Source organism: Psychroflexus sp. ALD_RP9, assembly GCF_017311165.1.
Classification (GTDB): Bacteria; Bacteroidota; Bacteroidia; order Flavobacteriales; family Flavobacteriaceae; genus Psychroflexus.
On the sequence record NZ_CP062973.1, the window covers coordinates 2,139,967 to 2,163,442 of the forward strand.

Below are 23,476 nucleotides of genomic sequence, written 5' to 3' on the forward strand. Positions count from 1 at the left end.
TTAAAAAACTCCTTTTTTGGAGTTTTTTTTTGGTTTAAAGTTTAACGAATAGTTAATTTTTATATATTCGTTAACTAATTAATATTTAAAATTTAACAATTATGAAAAGAATTACAATTTTGTTTGCTTTATTCTTTGCCTTTTCCTGGCAAAGCGAAGCACAAATTTTAGTTTCTGAAAATTTCGATTCAGGAACACCAACTGATTGGACCGATACCTATTCGAATACAGCTACCGCTGCATGTGCAGGTAATTCGGAAAGATCTAACATTTGGAGTTCTAACACTACAGGTAATTTGACTACGCCTAATTATGTTGGTGGTTCTAATGGGACGGATTTAGCAATTAGTTTCGACTACAAAATAGTTGAATACAACTTTTCGAATCCAACAACACCACAAGGTGCTGGTTGGGGTACTGCAGAATTGCAATACTCAACTGATGATGGTGCAAATTGGGTGACAATACTTACAATAGATGATAGTAACCATACAGTTTCAGCAGATTGTGCAAATGTTTCCGCAACTATTGCTGCAGCTGATTTGCCAGCAGGAACAGATGTAAAATTACAAATAGCAAACACTTGGGCAGCTGGTGATTACTACTTTTATGTAGATAATTTCGAAGCAAACCAGCAAGTTAATTGTGTGCTACCAGAAGCAACTTCAACTCTTGTTGAAGATTGTGCCAATGGTGAGTTTTCAATTGACGTAGACATTACTGATTTAGGTGACTCAGCTATTTTAAGCCTTACTAACGATGCAGGTGTGGCAAGTACTGATGTTACTGCGACAGGTGTAGTTACGGTTGGACCATTTCCAGCTGGTACACCAGTTAACCTAACTTTAGAGCATGAGTCTGACACAGATTGTAATGTTGATTTAGGGTCGTTTGTAGATACTTGTCCGCCAGCAAACGATACTTGTGCTGGTGCTACACCTTTAACTATTACAACTGATGATACTCAATTGACAACCTTTATATCTGCTAGCGCAACAGAAGAACCAATCGAATTGGTAGATTGTGATGGCTTTGGTAATTATGGGGTTTGGTACTCTTTTGTAGCACCTTCTTCAACCCTAAAATTTATCTCAGGTACAAATGATCCTGGAATAACAATTTTCGAAGGTCCAGATTGTGCTAATTTAACTGAAATTACGGCGAATTGTTTAAACAATTTCGATGGTGATATTACAGGATTGACCGCTGGTAATACATATTACGCAATGGTTTGGGATGACTCACAGGAAGCTTCACCTTCTGATTTTGCACTTTATTATGAAACTTGTCCAGCTCCTTCTGACTTAGATGCAACTAATTTAACAGATGATTCTGCAGACCTTACTTGGGCTGCTGGTGATGCTGAAACAGAATGGGAAATAGTTTGGGGACCATCTGGTTTTGATCCAGAAACTGAAGGTACAACCGTATCTGATAATGACGGAACACTCGGTGTTAGTTTATCAGGTTTAAATGCTGAAACTTCTTATGAATTTTACGTGACGGCTGTTTGTGGTGCTAGTGATGAAAGTACACAAGTTGGTCCATTTGAATTTACAACAGCATGTTCTGCTCTTCTAGCTCCATATGTTGAGGACTTTGAAAGTTTTACAGTTTCAAGTTCTGCTTTTAGTAATGAAAACTGTTGGACTGCCACAAGTACAGCATATCTTTGGGAGCTTACAGATGATACAGATACATCATCAAGCGGAACAGGTCCAGCAGCTGGAGTAAGTGATGGTAACTATTTCTTTACTGAGGCAACTTCTGGTAGTGAAGGAGATGTTATTGATTTGGTTTCGCCATCTATCGATTTATCAAACTTAAACACGCCAGCACTTTATTTTGATTATCATATGTTTGGTGTAAATATGGGAACTTTAGAAGTGGTTGTAGATAATGGTACAACAACTGCAACGGTATTTACATTGACTGGTCAACAGCAAACTACTGAAGATGATCCTTTCATTTCTCAAACAGTTGCACTAGACAATTATGCAGGAGAGACTGTTCAAATCATTTTCAGAGCGACTAAAGGTTCAGGTTTCGAAAGTGATATGGCTATCGATAATTTTGAGCTTAACGAGGCGCCTTCATGCTTTCCTGCAACTGATTTAGCTGTTAGTACCATCACTGGAGATAGCGCAGAGTTAACTTTTACAGGAAATAATGGTGGTAATGCAGCACATATTTGGGCTGTTTATGCACAAGGTGCAGATGCACAAAGCGTTCCGCCTTTATTTAATGGTCAAGCCTTAGCTGGAGAAACTTCAGCATCTATCACAGGTTTAGATCCTTTAACTGCTTATGATGTTTATGTATTAGCTAATTGTGGTAGTAGCCAAAGTTCTTTAGCTGGTCCAGTAACTTTCACAACAACTGAAGCTTGTGCTGCTCCAACAGAACTTGTTGTGAGCCAAATTTCAGCTTCTACAGCTGAGATTTCTTGGACAGCTTCAAATACTGAAGATTCTGGTTACGAGTGGGTTGTTATGGTTGACGGTGAAGATCCATTAGACACAGCTAATACACCAGCTGCATCAGGAACTACAGCTGCTGGTGAAACAATGGCTTCTGTAAGTGGTCTTTCAGATAATTCAGCTTATGATGTTTATGTTCGTTCTATTTGTAGTCCTGAACCAGATCCTAGCGATTACTTAGGACCAGAATCTTTTGTAACTGCTTGTTTAGCATTCACACCTGATTATACAGAATCTTTTGATACGTTTACTCCTGATTGCTGGGAAGAAGCAGGAAGTGGAGACCCAACAACAGGTCCATCTGATTTAGGTAGTGGATTATGGTCAGCTGACGGCTTCTTAAATAATGGTACTACTGGTGCAGCTCGTATTAATCTATATACAGATAATAGAGAAGATTGGTTAATTTCACCAAGTTTTGATATGTCAGCGGGTGGTTACGAGCTTGTTTATAGTGTAGGGTTAACAGATTTCGCAAACTCAAATGCACCTGAAGGTGCTGGTATGGGGTCTGATGATGAAGTACAGGTATTAATTTCAGAAGATAATGGTGCCACTTGGACTGCTCTTGCAACTTACAATCAGTCTGATTATCCAAGTGAAACCGGAGAGATTGAAATTTTTGACCTTTCAGCTTATACAGGAACTGTTAAGTTTGCATTTTGGGCAACGGACGGTAGTGTAGATGATACTGAAGATTATGATTTCTTTATAGACGAATTTAAAGTAAGAACACCATTAACATGTTCTGAAATCACTGGTGTATCAGTTTCTAATGTTACAAATAATTCTGCTGATATCACTTGGGATGACAATATAGATGCTACAGCTGGTTACAACTGGTATGTATATGAATCTGGTGCTGATATTACTTCTGCTACAGAGGTTGATTCAGGCTCAACTGCTGCTGGTGTAGCAACAGCTACAACAAGTTTATTAGAGCCTCTTACTAGTTATGATGTTTATGTTGAAGGAAATTGTGATGCTAATGGCTTGAGTCCACTTGCTGGACCTGTGAGCATATTTACTCAAGGACCTGGAAATTGTTCATCTACTGGTTCATATTCTTATGACAATAATGAAACATCTGCTAGTGCTTTAGGTTTCATAGCTGATACACCAGGCGATTATATTAGCTTAACATTTACTGCAGGCTCTACTGAAACTTGTTGTGATGATTGGTTTATAACAGATGCAGCTGACGGCTCAGGTAACGTGATTGCGACAGGTGCCGGTTCTATTGTGGGCACCTATGAGTCTTCAACTGGTGAAATTTCGTTCTATGTTGAGTCGGATGGTTCAGTTACTGGAACTGCGTTTGAGTATGAAGTTGATTGTTATCCAGCTCCAACATGTGTTGCTCCAAATGATATTGCAGTAGCAAATATAACAACTACAACTGCTGATTTTTCTTGGACAGATAATGTAGATGCAACTAATGGTTATATTTGGTATATTTTTGATGCAGGTGCTGATACTGATACAGCAAATCCAATCGATACTAATATCTTAGCTGCAGGTACTGAAACATTACCTTTAACAGGTTTAGATCCAAATACTTCTTATGACTTCTATATTCAGTCTGATTGTGATACAGATGGTCAGAGTGCTTTAGAAGGTCCTTTAAACTTTACTACTTTAGCAGTTCCACCTGCCAACGATGATATTTGTAATGCTATTGCATTAAATGTTGGTGATGCAGGTGTTGCCGATGAGTATACGAATGTTGGTGCAACCGTAGAAACTGATGAACCTGCTGGTGCTTGTTATGTCGGTGGTGCTCAAAAAACTGTTTGGTTTACATTTGTAGCGCCAAATTCAGGTGATGTAACCATTTCAACTGATATTGGTGGCACTTTAACAGACACTGAAATAGCTCTATTTGCTGCGCCAACTGATTGTGCTGATACTTCGACATTTAGTCCTGCCATTGATTGCGATCAGGATAGTGGTGATGTTGTTGGAAGCGGTTGGACTTCAATTATATCTAATGACCAACTTACTGGAGGTGAGACTTATTATGTTCAGGTAAGTGGTTACAATGATGCCGATGGGACATTTGGTATTGAAGTGACTGATAATGCGACGACATCTAATACAGACTTCTTTAGTAGTGCTAACTTTAGCTACTATCCAAACCCAGTAGAAAATAACTTTACTATTGAGTCAAGAACTCAAGTTGATGAAGTTGTTGTTTATAACATGTTAGGTCAAGAAGTGAAGTCACTTTCACCAAAATCTAACACTGTCGATATGAACTTTAATAACGTTCAAGCTGGTGTTTATTTAGTTAAAGCAACTATTGAAGGTCAAACACAAACATTTAGAATTATTAAAAAATAAATTCTTCTAGATTGTTTAATATAACCCGAGTCATCAGGCTCGGGTTTTTTTATGCTTAAAAGAGTATTACATTTGTAGAATGAGTAGAACTTATGCGTTTATCATTCCTGTTTATAATCGGCCTCAGGAGATTAAAGAGCTGTTAATGAGTTTTTTAACACTTAGGACTTCATTGAAATTTGAAATTTTAATTATTGAAGACGGCTCAACCTTAACTTCAAAAGACATTGTAAATGAATTTAGCTCTAAATTGAATATAAATTATCATTTTAAACCTAATTCTGGTCCAGGTGATTCTAGAAATTTTGGAATGTCTAAGTCAAGTGCTGATTACTTTATTATTCTTGATAGTGATGTGATTTTGCCACCACACTATTTGTCAGCTGTTGATGCTGCTCTAAACATTCATTATTTTGACTGCTATGGTGGTCCAGATCAATCTCATCAAGACTTTTCGATTACTCAAAAAGCAATTGATTTTTCTATGACATCATTTTTGACAACAGGTGGCATTAGAGGAAACAAGCATAGCCAAACATCATCTTACGAACCACGAAGTTTTAATATAGGAATCTCTCGTGAGGCTTTTTTAGCCTCAGGAGGTTTTGGTAAAATTCACCCTGGTGAAGATCCAGATTTATCTATTCGTTTAAAAAATTTAGATTTTAATTTAGGTTTTATTCCTAAAGCATTTGTTTATCATAAACGCCGAATTGATTTTAGAAAATTTTATCAACAAGTTTCTAAATTTGGAGCAGTTCGTCCAATTTTAATAAAATGGCATCCAAAAACTTTTAAAATTACTTTTCTTTTTCCTAGTTTATTCTGTTTAGGCTTATTGATTAGCTTTATACTTTTACCACTAAGTTTAAGTTTATTAATCTTATACGGTACATATCTTTTACTTATTTTTTTATCATCTTTGTTTAAATATCGTTCTTTTAAAGTTGCTATGTTGACAATTGTTGCTGTATTAGTTCAATTTTTTGGCTATGGTATAGCTTTTCTCAAAAGTTTTGTTCATATTTTAGTATTAAATAAAAACCCTCAAAAAGTTTATCCAAACTTGTTCTTTAAATGAAATCAATATTCAAGCGCTTAACTCCTAAATTAGATCATAATAAAGCATTTGTATTTATATTAATTTCAACTGCTGCTATTTGGTTTGTTCTGCAACTTTCAAAGACTTATACGACACAGCTTCAGTTAAATTACAGCATAATTAATTTACCAAAAGAATATAAAATCGAGAAGGAACAAAAACTTTCAACTTATATTACTTCTACTGGACTAAATTTATTGTATTTAAATCTTTTCAATCCTCAAATTAATATTGACTATAGTAAGTTTACTAAGTCTATTGATTTTATAAGTTTAGATGAAGCTGTCTTAAATAATTTAATTTCAACCCAATTAGAAGTTGGTAAAGATCAAGTAGAGGTTAATCATAATCTAAAACTTAGATTTTATCAACTCTTTTCAAAGCAAATGAAGGTTATTCCAATTTTGAACTTAACTTTTCAGCCAGGTTTCGACACTATTCAAGACATACAATATTCACCGTCTAAAGTTACTGTTTATGGTAAAAGAAATATACTAAGCTCTATAGATTCAGTTTTTACCAAACCTATTATTCATAAAAATATCGACGATAGCATTTCTTCACAAATTGAACTTAATTTAGAGGCATTAGAATTTGATCAGGTAAATACTTTTGTTATTGAATACAATATATTTGTTGATCGATTTACTGAAAAAACAATCACACTACCTGTTGAAGTCATTAATTTGCCGCTTGATACTAGTATTAGTATTTATCCAAAGCAAGTTGAAGTTAGCTTTGAAATACCATTATCTAAATACGACAAGGTTTCTGCTAAAAATTTTAAGTTGGTATGTGATTATGATAAAGCAAAAGTAAGTGACAGCTACCTCATACCTAAAATAGTAAAGTCGCCTAAGTTTATAAAATACCAGCGTTTACGAACTAAGCAAATTAGTTATTTAATAAAAGAATGAAAGTTATAGGTCTAACAGGGGGAATCGGTAGTGGTAAAACCACTGTTGCTAATTTTTTTAGTGAATTGGGTGTTCCTGTTTTTATTGCAGATAAAGTTGCTAAATCACTTTATAATCAAAAAGAAGTCATTAACCTTATCAAGCAGACTTTTGGAGAACATCTTTTTAAAGAAAACAAACTTGATAGACAGGCTCTGGCATCAATTGTTTTTAATAATTCGACAAAGCTTAACAAACTTAATAAAATAATTCATCCTCGTGTTCACTATGAATTTGAAAATTGGCTTAAGCAACAAAATTCAAGTTACGTTATTTATGAAGCTGCTATCATTTTTGAACATAACCGTCAAAATTTCTTTGACAAAATTATTTTAGTAACAGCTCCAAAGTCTACTAGAATTAATAGAGTTATGTCTCGTGATGGTATTAGTGAATCTCAAGTTTTAGAGCGTATATGTCAGCAATGGCCTGATGAGAAAAAAGCCAATTTAACAGATTTTGTTGTTATTAATGTAGATTTAGAAAAAACAAAGGCACGTGTTCAAGAAATTGATAATCTTTTAAAAAATTCATAAATATATCTGTTAAAATTAGCTTGTTAACATTTGGTTAAACGCAAAGATGTACAAATGTTAAAATCCTAATTTTGTTGCATGAATACACGACTTTTTAAGTTTTTGATTGTTCTGATGAGCTTATCTCTTATCGGGATTATTTTTGTTCAAGGATATTGGATTAAAAATACAGTTCAAAGCAATGAAGAACAATTTTCAATCGCTGCTAAGCAAATGCTTATTAATGTTGTTAAAGACTTAGAATCTAATGAAATTGACAAATATTATTTTGAATTAGCAAGCGTTGCCGACTCTACAAAACCTTTTAGAAAACAGTTAAGTGAATTATTTCAAGTTAAGAAAGAAGATTATTCAAGTGAATATTTTGTTTATTCTAATAGTTTAGTTGAAGAAGAGTATAAAATATCTTCTCAATTTTTATCTAACCAGGACGATTCTGTATTTTTTAAAAAAATAACTTCAAAAAAATTAGCAACAAAAATCTCACGTGAAGATAATTTAGACCCTAATAGTTTAGGCTTAACTGCCGAAGAACGTTATCAACGTATCAACAGAATTGTAGATGCCGAAAAATATTTACTTATCGATGTAGTTAAAGAAATGGCAGCTGAATTGCCGATTCACAAAAGAGTAGATACAACTGAAATTAGAAAACTTATCGATAAAAATATCTCTAAATGGGATATTAAATCTGATTATGAATTCGGGATTTTTAGTAATGGCTTAAATACAAAAGTTCGTTCAGCAGATTTTAAGCTCAATTCACCTTCAACATACGGAATTCCAGTTTTTGGTTACAAAGACCAAGCTTCTGATTATCAGCTTTTCGTGAATTTTGAGGATAAAAATCAACAAATTTTATCTTCAATCGCCTTAATGGGCATACTCTCAATCTTATTTACATTAGTAATAGTCTTAGCATTTTCTACTGCAATTAGTCAATTAATTAAGCAACGTCAGATTTCACAAATTAAATCTGATTTCATTAATAACATGACGCACGAATTTAAAACACCAATTGCAACCATCAATTTAGCTTTAGACTCAGTTAAAAATCCTAAAATCGCTGAAAACACTGATGCTATTTCACGTTATATGAACATGATTCGTGAGGAGAATAAACGCATGCATGCTCAGGTTGAAAATGTATTGCGTATCTCTAAGCTTGAAAAAAATGAACTAGACATCAAAAAAGAAAAACAATCTCTACACGACTTAATACAGAAAGCTATACATCATGTAGATTTAATTGTTGAAAACAGACAAGGCTATATCAAATCACACTTAGAAGCTAGTCAATTCACAATCTTAGCAAATGAAACGCATTTAACTAATGTTATTGTTAACATATTAGATAATGCCATAAAATACTCTCCAGAATCTCCAAAAATTGATATTTATACCGAAGTGGTTAAACATTTTATTGTTTTAAGTATCAAAGATCAGGGATCAGGTATGAGTAAATCAACCCAGAAAAAAATCTTCCAAAAGTTTTATCGCGAACATACAGGTGATATTCATAATGTAAAGGGTCATGGTCTTGGTTTAGCTTACGTTAAACAAATTGTTGAAGACCACCAAGGTGAAATATCTGTATATAGTGAAAAAGGGCAAGGAAGTACATTTACAATTAAATTACCTTTAATATCTTAAAATTATGGAAACTGAAAACAAAAAAATTTTATTAGTAGAAGATGATCCAAACTTTGGAATTGTCTTAAAAGATTATTTAACAATGAATGAATATGAAGTCACTCATGCTAAAAACGGTATGGAAGGCTTTGAAAAATTCAAGAAAGGAAACTTTGATTTATGCATCTTAGATGTCATGATGCCATATAAAGATGGCTTTACTTTAGCTAAAGAAATAAGAGGTAAAAACGAAGATGTACCTATTATTTTCTTAACAGCAAAAGCAATGAAAGAAGATGTTTTGAAAGGCTATAAAGTTGGTGCTGATGACTATTTAAACAAGCCGTTTGATAGCGAAGTTTTATTGATGAAAATTAAAGCAATCATGCAGCGTAAAGCAACTGATAGTATTGCAGATAGCAAACAATTTGAATTTAAAATTGGAAACTTTCACCTAAATTCAAAGCTTAGATTTTTAACCTATAAAGATGAAGAGCCTATCAAGTTATCACCTAAAGAAAATGAACTTTTACGTCTGTTGGCTTTACATGAAAACGACTTGATGCCTAGAGAATTAGCTTTAACAAAAATTTGGAGAGACGACAACTACTTCACCTCTAGAAGTATGGATGTTTATATCGCCAAACTAAGAAAATACATGAAAAAAGACGATACCGTAGAAATTTTGAATATTCACGGTGAAGGCTTTAGATTAGTGGTTAAAGGCGAAGATGGTAAAAACGCTTAACCAACTAATTTTCAGTTTCTGAGTTCTAAAATTCAAGGTGACTTATATTCACCTTGAATTTTATCTTCAATATAGCTTAAAATTTTAGCTTTATCGTATTGATAATCAAACCATTCAACGCGGTCATCTTTTCGATACCAAGTTAACTGGCGCTTTGCAAATCGCCTTGTATTTCTTTTTATCAATCTTACAGCTTCATCAAAATCAATCTTCCCCTCAAAATATTCAAATAACTCTTTATAGCCTACTGTATTTAAGCTGTTCTGCTCTTTATACTTATAAACAGATTTTGCCTCGACTAATAACCCATTTTCAACCATTTGGTCAACACGTAAATTAATCCGGTTATAAATAATTTCTCGACTTGCCGTCAAGCCAATTAAAATTGAATTAAATTCTCGTTTGTTTTTATCTTTGGATAGATAATTAGAAAAAGCTTGACCAGAAGAACGAATTACACTTAAAGCTCTAATGACTCTTTGGGTATTTTGAATATCAGCTTGGGCGTAATAATTAGGGTCTTTAGCCTTTAGTTCTAGTTGAAGTTTCTCGAGGCCATATTTATCCAGTTCATGTTCAAGATTTGATTTTATCTTAGTTTCAACCTCAGGAAATTTATCTAAACCTTGAGTTATAGCTTTCTCATAAAGTCCGCTACCACCAACCATAACAACCACATCGTTTGTTTTAAAAAGCTTATTTAAGATTTCAATAGCATCTCGTTCAAAATCACCTACATTGTAAGTTTCTTTAACTGATATATGTTGAATAAAATGATGTTTTACGGCTTCTAATTCAATCGTTGAAGGAACCGCAGTACCTATGTTTAACTCTTTATAAAACTGTCGAGAATCTGAAGAAATAATTTCAGTTTCAAATACTTTTGCAATTTCAATAGCAAGTTTAGTTTTGCCTATTCCTGTAGGACCAACAATAGAAATAAGATATTTCGACTTTGGCATTAATCTGTTGGTGTTTTGTTTAGTGAATATCCGCAAGTTTGACAGAATTTTGCAGAGTCTTGATGTTGTTTTTCTCCACAGTTAAAACAAGATTGCGTATTTTTTGATTGTTTTTTACTTTGACTCACATATTCAGAACTAACAATTCCTGTAGGTACTGCAATAACGCCATAACCTAAAATCATAATTAAAGTTGCAATAAACTGCCCAAGTGGTGTTACGGGATGTATATCTCCAAATCCAACTGTGGTTAAGGTAACTATCGTCCAATAAATACTCACAGGAATAGAGGTGAAGCCATGTTCTGGACCTTCAATTAAGTACATTAGCGTTCCGGTGATAAACGAAATAATGATAACCGCATAGATAAAGATCATAATTTTAGGAAGACTGCTCTTAAGTGCTGCTGCTAAATTATTACTAGCGCCTATATATCTCGTAATTTTTAATATTCTAAATATTCTTAGTAACCGTAAGGCTCTTAACGTCATTAAGGCATAACTCGTTGAAAATAAGAAGGTTAAATATAAAGGCAATGTAGAAAGTAAGTCGACGACGCCATAAAAACTAAAAATATATTTAGACGGTTTTTTGATACTAATAATTCTTAAAATATATTCTATTGAAAATATTATAGTAATAACCCATTCGGCGATATAGAAAAAATCATGATATTGATCGTAAATAGACTGCACACTGTCCAGCATTACAAATAAAATGCTAAAGCTTATTACAATTAGCAACAACACATCAAAAGCTTTACCTGCTGGTGTGTCTGCTTCGTAAATTATTTCGTGTAACTTCTCTCTCCAATGCATCTCTTTACTTATTCTAAGGGTTCTATTTTAACATGTTTACCTTTTTTTCTTAAATAAGCTTGTAAAATATGCTTTGCATCTCGATCACTTTTTAAAGGAGTAAGTAATTCTTTTAGTATCTTGAATGATTTTTGGTGGTTAAGCTGAGTAAATGCATACCCCATTAATTCTCCTTTCTTAACGACAATGATCGATTTTTCATTGGGGTTTTTACCACGATCAACAATAATAAAACTGTTTTTTTCTAGACTAAACTTTTTAATGAAACTTGATGCATTTCTATTATAGTTTTCAGCTGATATTTTTTCGATGCAAGCACCCTCACATTTTTTAATACCGTAGCTAAAACATGGACCATTCGTTTGTTCAAGTCCTGATAATTTTGGACATAATTGAAACGCTTCAACTTGAGTAGCCATAAATTTTTTAGCCTGTTGAAGGTTTACAAAAGTGGTAATTAAGTCTTTTTGTTTGGTAGATTTGTGAATACTAAAATTAATGTAGGCTTTATGATCAGTGAATTGATAAAGCCCATAGTTAAAAATATCCTTCTTAAGTGCTTTGTTATATTTCGGTTTAAGACTTTTTATGCTGTGATTTTCTTTTAATAACGCTACAAGTTCATTACCTGTTAAGTCAAATGATATTGATGTTACTTCCTCTTGGATTTTACGAGATTTATGACTTTGGTTTGTGAAATGCTGCTGAACTCTTTTTTTTATGTTTTTGCTTTTACCAATATAAATTATTTCTCCTTCATCATTATAAAAATAATAAACACCAGTTTTGTTAGGTAAGTTGTCACTAAGCCTAATTAATTTTTTTGTTTTCTTTGTTTTTTTATGCGTGTTTATTAAAGAAGAAACTATTTTTTTATTTTGGTCTTTTTCTAATAAAAGTTCAAAAAGTTTAACAGTGGCTAAAGCATCACCACTAGCTCGATGCCTATTGGTAATTGGTATGCCTAAGGCTTTAACTAATTTCCCTAAGCTATAAGATTTTAAATCGGGTAAGAGTAACTCAGCAAGCTTTATAGTACATAAACTTTTACGCTCAAATTGATAGCCTAACCGGTCAAACTCCAGCTGAAGCATTCTAAAATCAAATTTAGCATTATGAGCTACAATGACGCAGTCTTCAGTTATTTCAATTATACGTTTCGCAATCTCGTAGAATTTTGGGGCATTTCGCAGCATTTCGTTATTAATACCTGTAAGACCAACAACAAAGGACTGAATTTTGCGTTCAGGATTTACAAGACTTATGAATTGATCGACAATTTCATGTCCATCATGCTTGTAAATAGCAATTTCAGTAATACCTTCTTCGTTGTATTTACCTCCTGTAGATTCTATGTCTAAGATTGCGTACAAATTCTAATTATAATTACGTTCACCAAATATAGAACTTCCAATTCGTACCATATTACTACCATAATTTAGGGCAATTTTATAATCGCCACTCATTCCCATTGATAAAATTTCAAATTTGTGTTTGGATTTAAGTTCATCATAAAAGTCTTTTAAAAACTTAAATTCACGATTAATTTGAGCTTCATCTTTTGTAAAAGTAGCCATTCCCATAAGGCCTTTTACATTAATATTAGCCATGTTTTTATAAGCTTCACTTTCTAGTAAATCTATGGCTTGATCTTTAGACATGCCATACTTTGTATCTTCTTCGGCAATTTTTATTTGTAATAAACAATCAATAACGCGATTGTGTTCTTTAGCACGTTTATTTAGCTCTTTTAATAGCTTGAGTTTATGTACGGCATGAACTAAATCGACATAGCTTGCCATGTATTTTACTTTATTAGTTTGTACATGACCTATCATATGCCATTTGATGTCTTTTGGAAGCGACTCTTGTTTTTGGGTCATTTCCTGAATTTTATTTTCGCCAAATACACGTTGGCCAGCATTGTAAGCTTCTAATAAATCACTTTCTGGTTTGGTTTTAGAAACGGCCACAAGACAAACTTCTGTGCCAAGCTCATCTTGAAAGGATTTGATGTTTTGTTGAATTGAAAAAGCCATAACTTATTTTTTAAAATTCGTAAATACAAATTCCACTTCTTAATTTTGGATCGATATAAGTTGTTTTTGGTGGCATTATCAAGCCTTCATCAGCAATGGTTTTAATCTCGTTAACTGATGTTGGAAACATCCCAAACCCAACTGCATAGTCGCCTTGGTCAACAGCACCTTTAACATAAGCCATATCTTTTTGACCTTGTACATAAGCAATGCGTTTATCATTTCTTAAGTCTTTTATACCTAAAATCGGATTTAATATTGTGTCATATAAAACTTGTGCATCCAATTCGGAAAGTGCATCAGTAAATTTATAGGCCTTTTTTCTGAGAATTAAAGAATAAAATTCACCTTCAAGATACATGCTAAATTCGTTTTTAGATGAAGGTTTAAAATAATCTTGCCCGCGATTTTCTATTTTGTAATATTCATCTAAAGCAATTAAAAAACTTTCGGGATCAAGATTATTGAGTGATGAAACTAAACGGTTAAACTCAAATATTTTAAGTTGATTTTCTGGAATTAAATAACTCATAAAGTAATTATAAGCTTCGTTTCCAGTATGTTTAGGATTAGCCTTTTCAAGGTCTTGCTTCAATGCAATTGAAGAACTGCTTCTATGATGGCCATCTGCAATATAAAAACAATCGGTTTGCTGACAAGCTTTTTGAATTGAATTGATATCTTCTTCATTTGAAATCAACCATAAATAATGAGTTTCTCTTGAAGTTGTTGTAAATTCATATTCAGCTCGCTCTTGCATTAATTTCTGAGAAATTTGCTCAATAACTTCATTTTGTTTGTAAGTCAATAAAACGGGGTCAGCATTAAAACGAACAGTTTTAAGGTAATCTTTAAAAACATCTACCTTTTCAGCTATTGTATCTTCATGTTTTTTAATAGCGCCTTGTTCATAATCTTCTACTGAAGCCGCACCAACAATGCCAATAAACTCAGTTTGATGCCGATAAACGATTTTATGTAAGTAAAAAAGTGGTTTTTTGTCTTTTATAAAATTTCCATCTTCCTTAAATTCTTCATATCTATTTTTAACCAAGTTAAAGCGTTGAGGGCCAGAAATTTCTTTATGATATTTATAGCCAGGATTTACAATATGTAAAAATGAAAAAGGATTATGGTCTAACCTTGCCTCACGTTCGGCTTTAGAGTAAGTTTCATAGGTACGTGAGGCAATTAGACCAACCTTATCACGTGTAGGTCTTGATGCTTTAAATGGTTTAAAAATAGGCATTTATTTAAATTGACTAGATACGACTTCAGCTTTTTTTGATGCACTGTAATCATAAAAGCCTTCACCTGATTTTACGCCTAATTTGCCTGCTCTAACCATGTTAACTAATAGAGGACAAGGTGCATATTTTGGATTTTTAAATCCATCATACATTACTTCTAATATAGAAAGGCATACGTCAAGCCCAATGAAGTCAGCTAATTGTAATGGTCCCATCGGGTGAGCCATACCAAGTTTCATTACAGTGTCGATTTCTTTAACACCAGCCACGTTATTGTATAAAGTTTCAATTGCTTCATTTAGCATTGGCATTAAAATTCGGTTGGCAACAAAACCTGGGTAATCGTTAACCTCTGTTGGTACTTTCTTCAGCTTTTTAGCTATTTCAACTACAATTTGATTAGTTTCATCACTGGTATTATAACCACGAATAATTTCAACTAATTTCATAATTGGCACTGGATTCATAAAATGCATTCCAATGACTTGTTCAGATCTTTTTGTGACAGCTGCGATTTTTGTAATCGGAATCGAACTTGTATTTGTTGCTAATATGGTATCGTCTGGGCAAATTTCATCTAATTGCTTAAATAAATCCAGTTTAATGGCTTCATTTTCAGTGGCTGCTTCTACTACTAAGCCTGCATATTCTGCGCCTTTGGCAAGATCTGTATAAAGCGTAATGTTGGCTAATGTTTCATTTTTATCGCTTTCACTGATTTTCTCTTTTGCAAGCATTCGGTCTAAATTTTTAGTAATTGTTGCAAGACCTTTATCTAAATTTTCCTGAGAAACATCAATTAAACTAACTTTATACCCAAATTGTGCAAAAGTGTGTGCGATGCCGTTTCCCATAGAACCGGCTCCAATAACAGCTATATTTTTCATAAGTATTGTGTTTTTAGATTAATTATCAAATGCGTTTATTATTTGTTTGGCAATTCTTAAAGCTTCTGTGCCTTGCTCAAGACTAACTATTGGTGGTGTATTGTTATTAATAGCATCTGCAAAGGTTTCGAGTTCATCAAGAATAGCATTGTTTTGGTCGACTTTTGGATTTTCAAAATAGATTTGTTTTTTGACGCCTTCAGCATTTTGTAAAATCATATCAAAATCACCAGGGTTTTTAGGCGCATCTTTCATGCGAACAACTTCTGTTTTTTTCTCTAAAAAATCTACCGAGACATAAGCATCTTTTTGAAAAAAGCGTGATTTTCTCATATTTTTAAGCGAAATGCGACTAGCCGTTAAGTTTGCTACACAGCCATTTTCAAATTGAATTCTAGCATTTGCAATATCAGGTGTGTCAGAAATTACTGAAACTCCACTGGCATTAATATGTTTTACAGGTGATTTAACAACACTTAAAATGGCATCAATGTCATGTATCATTAAATCTAGAACAACAGGTACATCAGTTCCTCTTGGATTAAACTCGGCTAAACGATGAGTTTCAATAAACATAGGGTTGTTAAAGCTTGGTAAAGCCGCTCTAAAAGCTGGATTAAAACGTTCTACATGTCCTACTTGACCTTTAACTTGATATTTTTTTGCTAAATCGATGAGCTGTTCAGCTTCTTTAACTGTATTTGTAATCGGTTTTTCGATAAAAATATGCTTACCAGCTTCAATGCATTGCTTGGCAACTTCAAAATGGGCTAAGGTCGGTGTTACAATATCAATAACATCTACAGTTTTAATAAGGTCATTTAATGTTTCAAAGTTTTTATATCCAAATTCTTTTGAAACTTTTTCAGCAGTTTCTTTATTAGGATCAAAAAAACCAACTAATTCATATTTATTCGAGGCTTTTAATAAGCGTAAATGAATTTTCCCTAAATGCCCAGAACCGAGCACACCAACTTTTAACATAAACTAAGTTTTACGACAAAAATAGTATTTCTTTTGAGATTTCTTGTTCATATCATAATTCAATAGCGCATTTTAAGAAGGCTTTAATTAAATTTATGATTATGCCTTATTTACCATCTTTATAAATCATTTTATATATGTTTTTTCTGTTTTAGGATTGCGTTAAATTAATTTCATGATTGAAATTTTCTTTTCTATTTTTACAAAACCCTTAATCGATTCTAGTGAAAGATAATTTTAGGCAGCAAGGTAAACGTAAGCAACTCGTAAAGTTGTTAGAAGAAAAAGGAATAACCAACAAAAATGTACTTAATGCGATTAATGTGATACCAAGACATTTATTTATGGATAGTAGTTTTGAGGATCATGCCTATCAAGATAAAGCTTTTCCAATAGCTGCTGGACAAACCATTTCGCAGCCTTATACAGTTGCCTTTCAGTCTGAATTATTAAACCTTAAACCTAATGATAAAGTATTAGAAATTGGTACTGGAAGTGGTTATCAAACTGCTGTTTTGTGCGAATTAGGGGCAAAAGTTTTTACGATTGAGCGTCAACAAGAGTTATATAAAAAAACTAGTAAATTTTTAGCTCAACTAGGCTACAGACCTAAGTATATTAGTTTTGGTGATGGTTACAAGGGTTTACCAAATTATGCACCTTTTGACCAAATAATTGTAACTGCCGGAGCACCTTTTATTCCGAAACCTCTACTAGCTCAGTTAAAAATAGGTGGTAGGCTTGTGATTCCTGTTGGTGAAGACCCTCAAATCATGAACCGACTAACGAGAACATCTGCAAAAGCATTTGAAAAGGAAAGTTTTGGTGAATTTAGGTTTGTTCCTTTACTTGAAAATAAAAGCTAATGCGTTATTTTGTTTTGCTATCATTCCTCTTTATTAGTTTAAGCTGCTTTGCACAAAGTTATGAGTCTTATCGGGTTGGTAACTCAGAAAATATTGACATTACACCAACTTTTGGTGTCTGTTTAATGGGTGGTGGCACAGAAAATGACAATGCCATGCAATGGTTTTTAAATTTGGCAAATTCTGGTGATGTTTTAGTTTTACGTACAAGTGGTAGTGATGCTTATAATACCTATTTTTATAATGAATTGGGAGTCACTTTAAATTCAGTCGAGACTTTGGTGATTTCTAGCAGTCAAGCTTCTCAAGAAAATTATATTATTAATAGGATTAACCAAGCTGAAGCGATTTGGTTTGCTGGAGGAAATCAATCTAATTATCTTGATTTTTTTAAGTCTAATGCCATTAATGAAGCGATTAATCATCATATTAATATTAAACAGGGTGCTATAGGAGGTACAAGTGCAGGTATGGCCATTTTAGGAGATTATTACTTCTCTGCATCTAATGGTACAGTTACATCTTCTGAGGCATTATTTAACCCATATCATCCCAATATCAGCTTAGGTGAAAGCGATTTTTTAAATATACCTATATTAGAGACAACAATTACAGATACGCATTTTGACAACCCTGACCGTAAAGGTCGCTTATCAGTTTTTTTGGCTCGCTTGTTATTAAATAACCCTAATACATCAGTAAAAGGAATTGCTGCTGAAGAGTTTACGGCTATTTGTATAGATCAAAATGCTATGGCTAAGGTTTATGGTGATTATCCTGAGTTTGAAGATTACGCTTATTTTATACAAACCAATTGTGAACTTACACCACCAGAAACTATAGAACAAAATGAAGCCATCACTTGGAGTGTAAATCAGTCTGCGATAGATGTTATTAAAATTCCAGCGACACCAACAGGAACTTACCAATTAGATTTAAATGATTGGCAAACTTCTAATTGGTTAACTTGGGAGCATTGGTATATAAATGATGGAAACTTCAACTTTTCTAGTTCATCACCAAGAAATTGTACTCAACTTTCGGTAGATAATTTTACTGCAAACCAAGTTAAAGCTTATCCCAATCCTTTTTTAGAATATGTGTACTTAAATTTACCTGCTAGTTACAAAATTAAATCAGTTTATAATTCTAAAGGTCAAATTGTTAAACACACTTTTTTAGGTAAACAATTGCGGTTAAACTCACAATCTAAAGGAGTTTACTACGTTTGTATTGAATCTAACTCTGGTGAAATTAGCTATCTTAGTCTTTTAAAACACTAACTTTTGAAGAAATTACGGTCTTTATTTAATCGTTCTGAACTACTAAAAGTTGGTACAACAAACTCTGTATCTTTATTGATTAAGTTAATTTCAGCTTTTATCACTTCTAAATTAACGGCAATATTTTTAGGTTCAACAGGGATTAGTTTATTAGGAAATTGGCGCAATGCAACAGAGTTAATTCAAAAAATTAGTACAGGAAGCATTCATAATGCGGTTATTAAGTACGCTGCAGATTCACAAACTTCTGTACAAGAATCGAAAGCATTTCAGTCAACTTTATTTTATATCAGTTGTGCAATTTGTGCCCTTGTCATGCTTACATGTTTCATCTTTGCAGATGCGATTAACAATTTTGTTTTTATTCAGCAAAACCATAGCGACTTAATTAGAATCTTAGCTTTTGTATTGCCGCTATATGTGATTAATATTCATTTACAATCTATTTTAAAAGCCTATCAAAAATTTAATACAGTTGTTAAAATCAATATTTTCGGGCATATATTTAATTTATTGTTTTTTATAACTTGTCTCTATTTTTATGGTCTTAAAGGTGCTTTGTTAAGTGTTGCAATTGTCCCTTGTTTACTTGGACTTTATAGCATTTATGTTGCTTATAAATCTAATCTGGTTTTTTATAAATTTCAATTTTCTGAAGTTAAAAAAATCTATGTGTTAGGATTTAGAGATTATGCATTCATGACTATAATATCAACCTTAATTTTTCCGTTAACCTATTTAAATATTCGAAATTTACTTGTAGATGAATTAAGCTTAGAAGCTTCTGGATATTGGGAAGCTATGTTTAGAATTTCAACACTTTATATCACCTTTGCTATTTCATTAATCAATTTAATGATTTTACCAAAATTAGCTAACTCTAAAACAGTAAAAGATTTTAGACAAATTGTATTTCAGTTTTATAAACAATTTATGCCTTTTTTTATTGTTGGATTAGTACTTGTTTTTTTTCTTAAAGGTTATATTGTAAAAATTGTTCTCACAAAAGAATTTTTACCAACAACACAACTATTTTTATGGCAAGAAGTTGGTGATTTATTTCGTGTTTTGGCTTTGGTTTTAGTTGCTCAGTTTCACGCAAAAAAAATGATATGGCATTACGTAATCACTGATGTTTTACTAGCATTTAGCTTGTATTTTTCAACATTTTTATTGATCAATCAATTTGGTTTAAAATCTGCTGTTATTGGTCATACCATAAGTTATGCGGCTTATTTTTTAATAATTCTAATTATATTTAAAAGCACTTTATTTGCTCATAAGTCGATATGAAATTTGTAAAACACCTTAGTTTTTGGATTCTACCAGCTTTATTAGTTAATACTATAGAACTGATTTACTATGAATTTGATACGTATTTGATTCAAAATTTAGTAGAAAATTTGAGCATTGGCTTAGTGTTGTGTTTAATCGTTGAAGTATTTAAAAACAGGTTGAAGTCATTTCTGTTAATAGCAATTTATGCTTTTCATTTAAGCTTTATAGCTTTAGAAAGCCTTTTTTATGCCAGTTTCAATACATTTTTTAGTGCATCTGCGATTTATATTTTTTTAGAAACCAACCAAGCCGAAGCACAAGAATTTATCAATACCTATGTTAGTTTTAACTTAATTGCAGTAATTCTTGTAATCGTTATTTTAAGTTTTTCGTATCAAAAATTTGGCTTATTAAAAAAAGCTTCATTTTTCTCAAAACACAAACCACTAAGCTTAATACTATCTTTTATTATTTTACTAATATTAAAGTTTACTGGATACATCGTACCAAATTTTACTTATATTACAACTAGGAGCGTAGTTAAATACTATGTTGAAAGTCAAAAATTTAAAGATTTAAAAATTAGTCAACCTATATCGCCAGATTTTCAAGTTACTTCAAAATTGAATGATGATGCCCAAACTTATGTTTTAGTTATAGGTGAATCAACTACAAGATCGGCTTTAGGGATTTATGGTAATAGTAGAAACACAACACCTAAACTAAGTCAACTTTCATCTGAATTAGAGATCTACAACAATGTTATTAGCTCGCAAACTCATACTATAGAAGCTTTAAGAGAAAGCTTAACATTAAATCACTTAAAAGCAGCACAAGATATTTCTATATTACAGCTTATGAATAAAGCTGGTTTTAAAACGTTTTGGTTATCTAACCAACGTCCAGTAGGTTTACACGAAACATTATTAACAAAAATTTCTTTAGCAGCAGATGAAGTTGTTTATACAAATACTGCAAAATGGGGAAGTAAAACACCTTTAGATGAAGTTCTATTGCCCTATTTAGAAAAGGCATTAAACGATTCTGCTCAAAAAAAATTTATTGTTTTAAACTTATTGGCTACACATAACGAATACCAAAAGCGGTATCCACCAAATTTTGAAACTTTCACCAATCCACCTGAAACTAAGTTTCCTTCAACCGAAGCCTATCAAAAAATTAATGCGTATCATAATTCGGTTGTATATGTAGACTATTTATTGAATGAGATAATTACAAAAGTTAAAGCTAAAGATGCACTCAGTTATGTTTTATATTTTTCAGATCACGGTGACGAAGTTTATAAAGATGAAAACTTTATAGGCCATAATGATGGTTATAAAGCTACTGCTTCTATGTTCGAAATACCTTTCTTTTTATGGCAATCTAACAAATATAAGCAACTAAATAACTTAAATATCGCAGTAGATCGACCTTATGTTATGCGAGATTTCATCCATTCATTTATAGACTTATCTCATTTAAAATTTGATGCCTATCATCCTGAAAAGAGTATCTTTTCTAAAGACTTTAAAGTTAATAATGATCGTGTTGTTGGCAAATCAATTCATTATGACAAAGCATTTAAAAATTGAATTATACAGCAAATGACATATCGTTTTTAATTTCAACCATGAATAAGTCTAAACTTGATTTTTTAGACGATATGTTTCCGTTTCATGATTGGCAAAACTTAAACTTAGTTATTGTTAATCAAAGTAAAACCCAAGAATTACAATCTTCTTTCAACAATCACTGTATTATAAACTCAACTGAATTTGGTTTAAGTAAAAGCCGAAATCTAGCTTTAGCGCATTGTAAAACAAACTTTGCAGTTATCGCTGATGATGATGTTATTTATGAACCAGATTGTTTGATAAATTATATTGAAGCTATTAACACAGTTCAAGATGTAGCTTTATTCTCTTTTCAGATGCGAAACGCTAATCATAAACCCGCCAAAAAATATCCTAAGACTTCGTGTTTGTTTCGTAGAGCACCAAAAAAATTTAAAGCTTCTTCAGTTGAAATGCTTTTAAATATGAAGCTCACAAAACTAAACCATCTAAAATTTGATCCCTTATTTGGTTTAGGCGCTGTTTTTAAATGTGGAGAAGATGAGGTTTTTTTAAATGAAATCTTATCAAAAAAACTGCGTTGGTATTTTATTAATAAAATAGTTTTGAAGCATCCAGAACAAAGTACAGGTCAAAAACAACATGAATTAAATTACATCACCACTAAAACCGTTTTAAAATATAGAACTTACGGTAAATTTGTTTACTTATGGCTTTTTAAATTTTTGTTTTATTTATTAAGGAATAATTATATAAATTATACTGAAGTTCCACAGACATTTAGAGCATGTCAAAAAGCAATTAGTCTTTATAAATCTTTAGAACGTAAAGAAATGTAATGCTGTAATTTCATTAAATCTAAAGCTATTAGCTTAGGCTTTGAAGATTTTAAATTTCGCTTTAAAATGGGTTTGATTACATAAATTATAGCGTTGAAAACTCTAGTTAACTTATAATTAATTAATTTTTGGTAAACCTGTTGAAGCCTAGTATGTGTCATTGAAATTTCTGCTTTACGCTCAAATTCAACTAAATTAGTAACGGCTTGAAGGCTTTTTTTTAAAAATGCTTGATTATCATTTAAACCTTTATGAAATACAGGATTATCAATTTGTAATACTTGAATTTTTAGTTGCTTTAATTTATAGCTAAATACCAAATCGTAACCATATTTATTAGTTTGATTTGTGTTTAAATTAAGGAAAACTGATTTTTTAATAATGAAGTTTTGCGATGTGAAATTCAAGTAGGGATTTTTCAAACGTTCTTTTAGACTTTTAGCTTCTCGATGCTTTCCGAACTTATAATGAAGTATTTTAGAACTATCAATTAATTGGTAATCATAAGAATTTCCGCCGTAAATCAAACCAAAATCTTCATTAAGAAATTTTAGGTATTTCTGAAGGAAATGAGGTTGAACTGGTAATACATCAGCATCTAAAAAAAGTAAATTTTCAAATTGAGCTGCTTCTGCTAAACTTTGTCGTGACTTAGTTCGTCCTAAGTTGGTTTTGTTTTGTAAGTAGGTGAGGTGTTCATCATCACTCAGCTTCTTATTTACTGTGTTGTAAGAGTGCTTACCATCATCTAAAACTATAATTTCAACATTATTTTTAAGCGTATCAATTTGTTTTTGAAGCGCTTGAACTAATGCTGTAACATTATAATTATAACAGGGAATTAAAATACTTAGCATAAAAAGAACTCAAGCTGGTTTTAAACAGCTTGAGTTGAT

The 23,476-nt window shown here is 32.1% G+C and carries 19 protein-coding genes; 11 read left to right on the plus strand and 8 right to left on the minus strand.

The window, feature by feature from the left end:
- The first annotated feature begins 101 nt into the window (after positions 1 to 101).
- The 6 genes from IMZ30_RS10120 to IMZ30_RS10145 all read left to right on the plus strand — a co-directional run bounded on the left by IMZ30_RS10120 (position 102) and on the right by IMZ30_RS10145 (position 9,797).
- Positions 102 to 4,823: a fibronectin type III domain-containing protein gene (locus IMZ30_RS10120; RefSeq protein WP_207038187.1), complete on the plus strand. Its 4,722-nt coding sequence runs from the start codon at positions 102 to 104 to the stop codon at positions 4,821 to 4,823.
- A 79-nt stretch (positions 4,824 to 4,902) separates the two neighbouring features.
- Positions 4,903 to 5,904, plus strand: a complete 1,002-nt coding sequence (locus IMZ30_RS10125; RefSeq protein ID WP_207038188.1) for a glycosyltransferase — start codon at positions 4,903 to 4,905, stop codon at positions 5,902 to 5,904.
- A complete protein-coding gene (locus tag IMZ30_RS10130; protein ID WP_207038189.1) occupies positions 5,901 to 6,842 on the plus strand; it encodes a CdaR family protein in 942 nt (313 codons plus the stop codon). The genes IMZ30_RS10125 and IMZ30_RS10130 overlap by 4 nt, the downstream gene beginning before the upstream one ends.
- Positions 6,839 to 7,417 (plus strand): dephospho-CoA kinase, encoded by a 579-nt coding sequence (gene coaE / locus IMZ30_RS10135; protein ID WP_207038190.1) that lies wholly within the window; start codon positions 6,839 to 6,841, stop codon positions 7,415 to 7,417. The genes IMZ30_RS10130 and coaE overlap by 4 nt, the downstream gene beginning before the upstream one ends.
- A 78-nt stretch (positions 7,418 to 7,495) precedes the next feature.
- Positions 7,496 to 9,070: a sensor histidine kinase gene (locus IMZ30_RS10140; protein WP_207038191.1), complete on the plus strand. Its 1,575-nt coding sequence runs from the start codon at positions 7,496 to 7,498 to the stop codon at positions 9,068 to 9,070.
- 4 nt (positions 9,071 to 9,074) lie between these two features.
- Positions 9,075 to 9,797, plus strand: a complete 723-nt coding sequence (locus IMZ30_RS10145) for a response regulator transcription factor (protein WP_207038192.1) — start codon at positions 9,075 to 9,077, stop codon at positions 9,795 to 9,797.
- A gap of 32 nt (positions 9,798 to 9,829) precedes the next feature.
- Here IMZ30_RS10145 and miaA read toward each other — a convergent pair whose 3' ends face one another.
- The 7 genes from miaA to IMZ30_RS10180 are packed head-to-tail and all read right to left on the minus strand — an operon-like array spanning position 9,830 to position 16,737.
- On the minus strand, positions 9,830 to 10,759 hold the full coding sequence (gene miaA / locus IMZ30_RS10150; RefSeq protein ID WP_207038193.1) for a tRNA (adenosine(37)-N6)-dimethylallyltransferase MiaA: 930 nt from the start codon (positions 10,757 to 10,759) through the stop codon (positions 9,830 to 9,832).
- Complete coding sequence (locus tag IMZ30_RS10155; protein WP_207038194.1) at positions 10,759 to 11,577, minus strand: ion transporter; 819 nt, start codon at positions 11,575 to 11,577, stop codon at positions 10,759 to 10,761. Before IMZ30_RS10155 ends, miaA begins: the two co-directional genes overlap by 1 nt.
- Positions 11,578 to 11,585: 8 nt before the next feature.
- The gene (locus IMZ30_RS10160; protein WP_207038195.1) at positions 11,586 to 12,950 is read right to left on the minus strand and encodes an exonuclease domain-containing protein; all 1,365 of its coding nucleotides are present in this window, start codon (positions 12,948 to 12,950) and stop codon (positions 11,586 to 11,588) included.
- 3 nt (positions 12,951 to 12,953) lie between these two features.
- Positions 12,954 to 13,616 carry a YggS family pyridoxal phosphate-dependent enzyme gene (locus tag IMZ30_RS10165; RefSeq protein WP_207038196.1) on the minus strand — a complete coding sequence of 221 codons (663 nt, stop codon included), beginning with the start codon at positions 13,614 to 13,616 and terminating at the stop codon, positions 12,954 to 12,956.
- Positions 13,617 to 13,626: 10 nt separating this feature from the next.
- On the minus strand, positions 13,627 to 14,865 hold the full coding sequence (locus tag IMZ30_RS10170; protein ID WP_207038197.1) for a DUF1015 domain-containing protein: 1,239 nt from the start codon (positions 14,863 to 14,865) through the stop codon (positions 13,627 to 13,629).
- On the minus strand, positions 14,866 to 15,753 hold the full coding sequence (locus IMZ30_RS10175) for a 3-hydroxybutyryl-CoA dehydrogenase (protein ID WP_207038198.1): 888 nt from the start codon (positions 15,751 to 15,753) through the stop codon (positions 14,866 to 14,868).
- A gap of 18 nt (positions 15,754 to 15,771) precedes the next feature.
- Positions 15,772 to 16,737 carry a Gfo/Idh/MocA family protein gene (locus IMZ30_RS10180; protein WP_207038199.1) on the minus strand — a complete coding sequence of 322 codons (966 nt, stop codon included), beginning with the start codon at positions 16,735 to 16,737 and terminating at the stop codon, positions 15,772 to 15,774.
- 224 nt (positions 16,738 to 16,961) lie between these two features.
- Between IMZ30_RS10180 and IMZ30_RS10185 the strand changes: the two genes are divergently transcribed.
- From IMZ30_RS10185 to IMZ30_RS10205, 5 genes are read left to right on the plus strand one after another with little or no spacing between them, the layout of a single operon-like run.
- Positions 16,962 to 17,603, plus strand: coding sequence for a protein-L-isoaspartate(D-aspartate) O-methyltransferase (locus IMZ30_RS10185; RefSeq protein ID WP_207038200.1), 642 nt, complete (start codon positions 16,962 to 16,964; stop codon positions 17,601 to 17,603).
- Positions 17,603 to 18,886 (plus strand): T9SS type A sorting domain-containing protein, encoded by a 1,284-nt coding sequence (locus IMZ30_RS10190; protein WP_207038201.1) that lies wholly within the window; start codon positions 17,603 to 17,605, stop codon positions 18,884 to 18,886. The genes IMZ30_RS10185 and IMZ30_RS10190 overlap by 1 nt, the downstream gene beginning before the upstream one ends.
- 3 nt (positions 18,887 to 18,889) lie before the next feature.
- Entirely contained in the window at positions 18,890 to 20,179 is a 1,290-nt protein-coding gene (locus tag IMZ30_RS10195; RefSeq protein WP_207038202.1) for an O-antigen translocase, read from the plus strand.
- The gene (locus IMZ30_RS10200) at positions 20,176 to 21,759 is read left to right on the plus strand and encodes a sulfatase-like hydrolase/transferase (RefSeq protein ID WP_207038203.1); all 1,584 of its coding nucleotides are present in this window, start codon (positions 20,176 to 20,178) and stop codon (positions 21,757 to 21,759) included. Before IMZ30_RS10195 ends, IMZ30_RS10200 begins: the two co-directional genes overlap by 4 nt.
- A gap of 38 nt (positions 21,760 to 21,797) precedes the next feature.
- A complete protein-coding gene (locus IMZ30_RS10205; RefSeq protein WP_207038204.1) occupies positions 21,798 to 22,580 on the plus strand; it encodes a glycosyltransferase family A protein in 783 nt (260 codons plus the stop codon).
- Here the strand turns inward: IMZ30_RS10205 and IMZ30_RS10210 are convergent.
- Positions 22,550 to 23,437: a glycosyltransferase family 2 protein gene (locus IMZ30_RS10210; RefSeq protein ID WP_207038205.1), complete on the minus strand. Its 888-nt coding sequence runs from the start codon at positions 23,435 to 23,437 to the stop codon at positions 22,550 to 22,552. The genes IMZ30_RS10205 and IMZ30_RS10210 overlap by 31 nt on opposite strands.
- Positions 23,438 to 23,476 lie beyond the last annotated feature (39 nt).

Bases quoted from the DNA above. Each gene is read 5' to 3' on its own strand.
- IMZ30_RS10120 (WP_207038187.1), top strand. From the start codon at position 102: ATGAAAAGAATTACAATTTTGTTTGCTTTATTCTTTGCCTTTTCCTGG.
- IMZ30_RS10125 (WP_207038188.1), top strand. From the start codon at position 4,903: ATGAGTAGAACTTATGCGTTTATCATTCCTGTTTATAATCGGCCTCAG.
- IMZ30_RS10130 (WP_207038189.1), top strand. From the start codon at position 5,901: ATGAAATCAATATTCAAGCGCTTAACTCCTAAATTAGATCATAATAAA.
- coaE (WP_207038190.1), top strand. From the start codon at position 6,839: ATGAAAGTTATAGGTCTAACAGGGGGAATCGGTAGTGGTAAAACCACT.
- IMZ30_RS10140 (WP_207038191.1), top strand. From the start codon at position 7,496: ATGAATACACGACTTTTTAAGTTTTTGATTGTTCTGATGAGCTTATCT.
- IMZ30_RS10145 (WP_207038192.1), top strand. From the start codon at position 9,075: ATGGAAACTGAAAACAAAAAAATTTTATTAGTAGAAGATGATCCAAAC.
- miaA (WP_207038193.1), bottom strand. From the start codon at position 10,759: ATGCCAAAGTCGAAATATCTTATTTCTATTGTTGGTCCTACAGGAATA.
- IMZ30_RS10155 (WP_207038194.1), bottom strand. From the start codon at position 11,577: ATGCATTGGAGAGAGAAGTTACACGAAATAATTTACGAAGCAGACACA.
- IMZ30_RS10165 (WP_207038196.1), bottom strand. From the start codon at position 13,616: ATGGCTTTTTCAATTCAACAAAACATCAAATCCTTTCAAGATGAGCTT.
- IMZ30_RS10170 (WP_207038197.1), bottom strand. From the start codon at position 14,865: ATGCCTATTTTTAAACCATTTAAAGCATCAAGACCTACACGTGATAAG.
- IMZ30_RS10175 (WP_207038198.1), bottom strand. From the start codon at position 15,753: ATGAAAAATATAGCTGTTATTGGAGCCGGTTCTATGGGAAACGGCATC.
- IMZ30_RS10180 (WP_207038199.1), bottom strand. From the start codon at position 16,737: ATGTTAAAAGTTGGTGTGCTCGGTTCTGGGCATTTAGGGAAAATTCAT.
- IMZ30_RS10190 (WP_207038201.1), top strand. From the start codon at position 17,603: ATGCGTTATTTTGTTTTGCTATCATTCCTCTTTATTAGTTTAAGCTGC.
- IMZ30_RS10200 (WP_207038203.1), top strand. From the start codon at position 20,176: ATGAAATTTGTAAAACACCTTAGTTTTTGGATTCTACCAGCTTTATTA.
- IMZ30_RS10205 (WP_207038204.1), top strand. From the start codon at position 21,798: ATGAATAAGTCTAAACTTGATTTTTTAGACGATATGTTTCCGTTTCAT.
- IMZ30_RS10210 (WP_207038205.1), bottom strand. From the start codon at position 23,437: ATGCTAAGTATTTTAATTCCCTGTTATAATTATAATGTTACAGCATTA.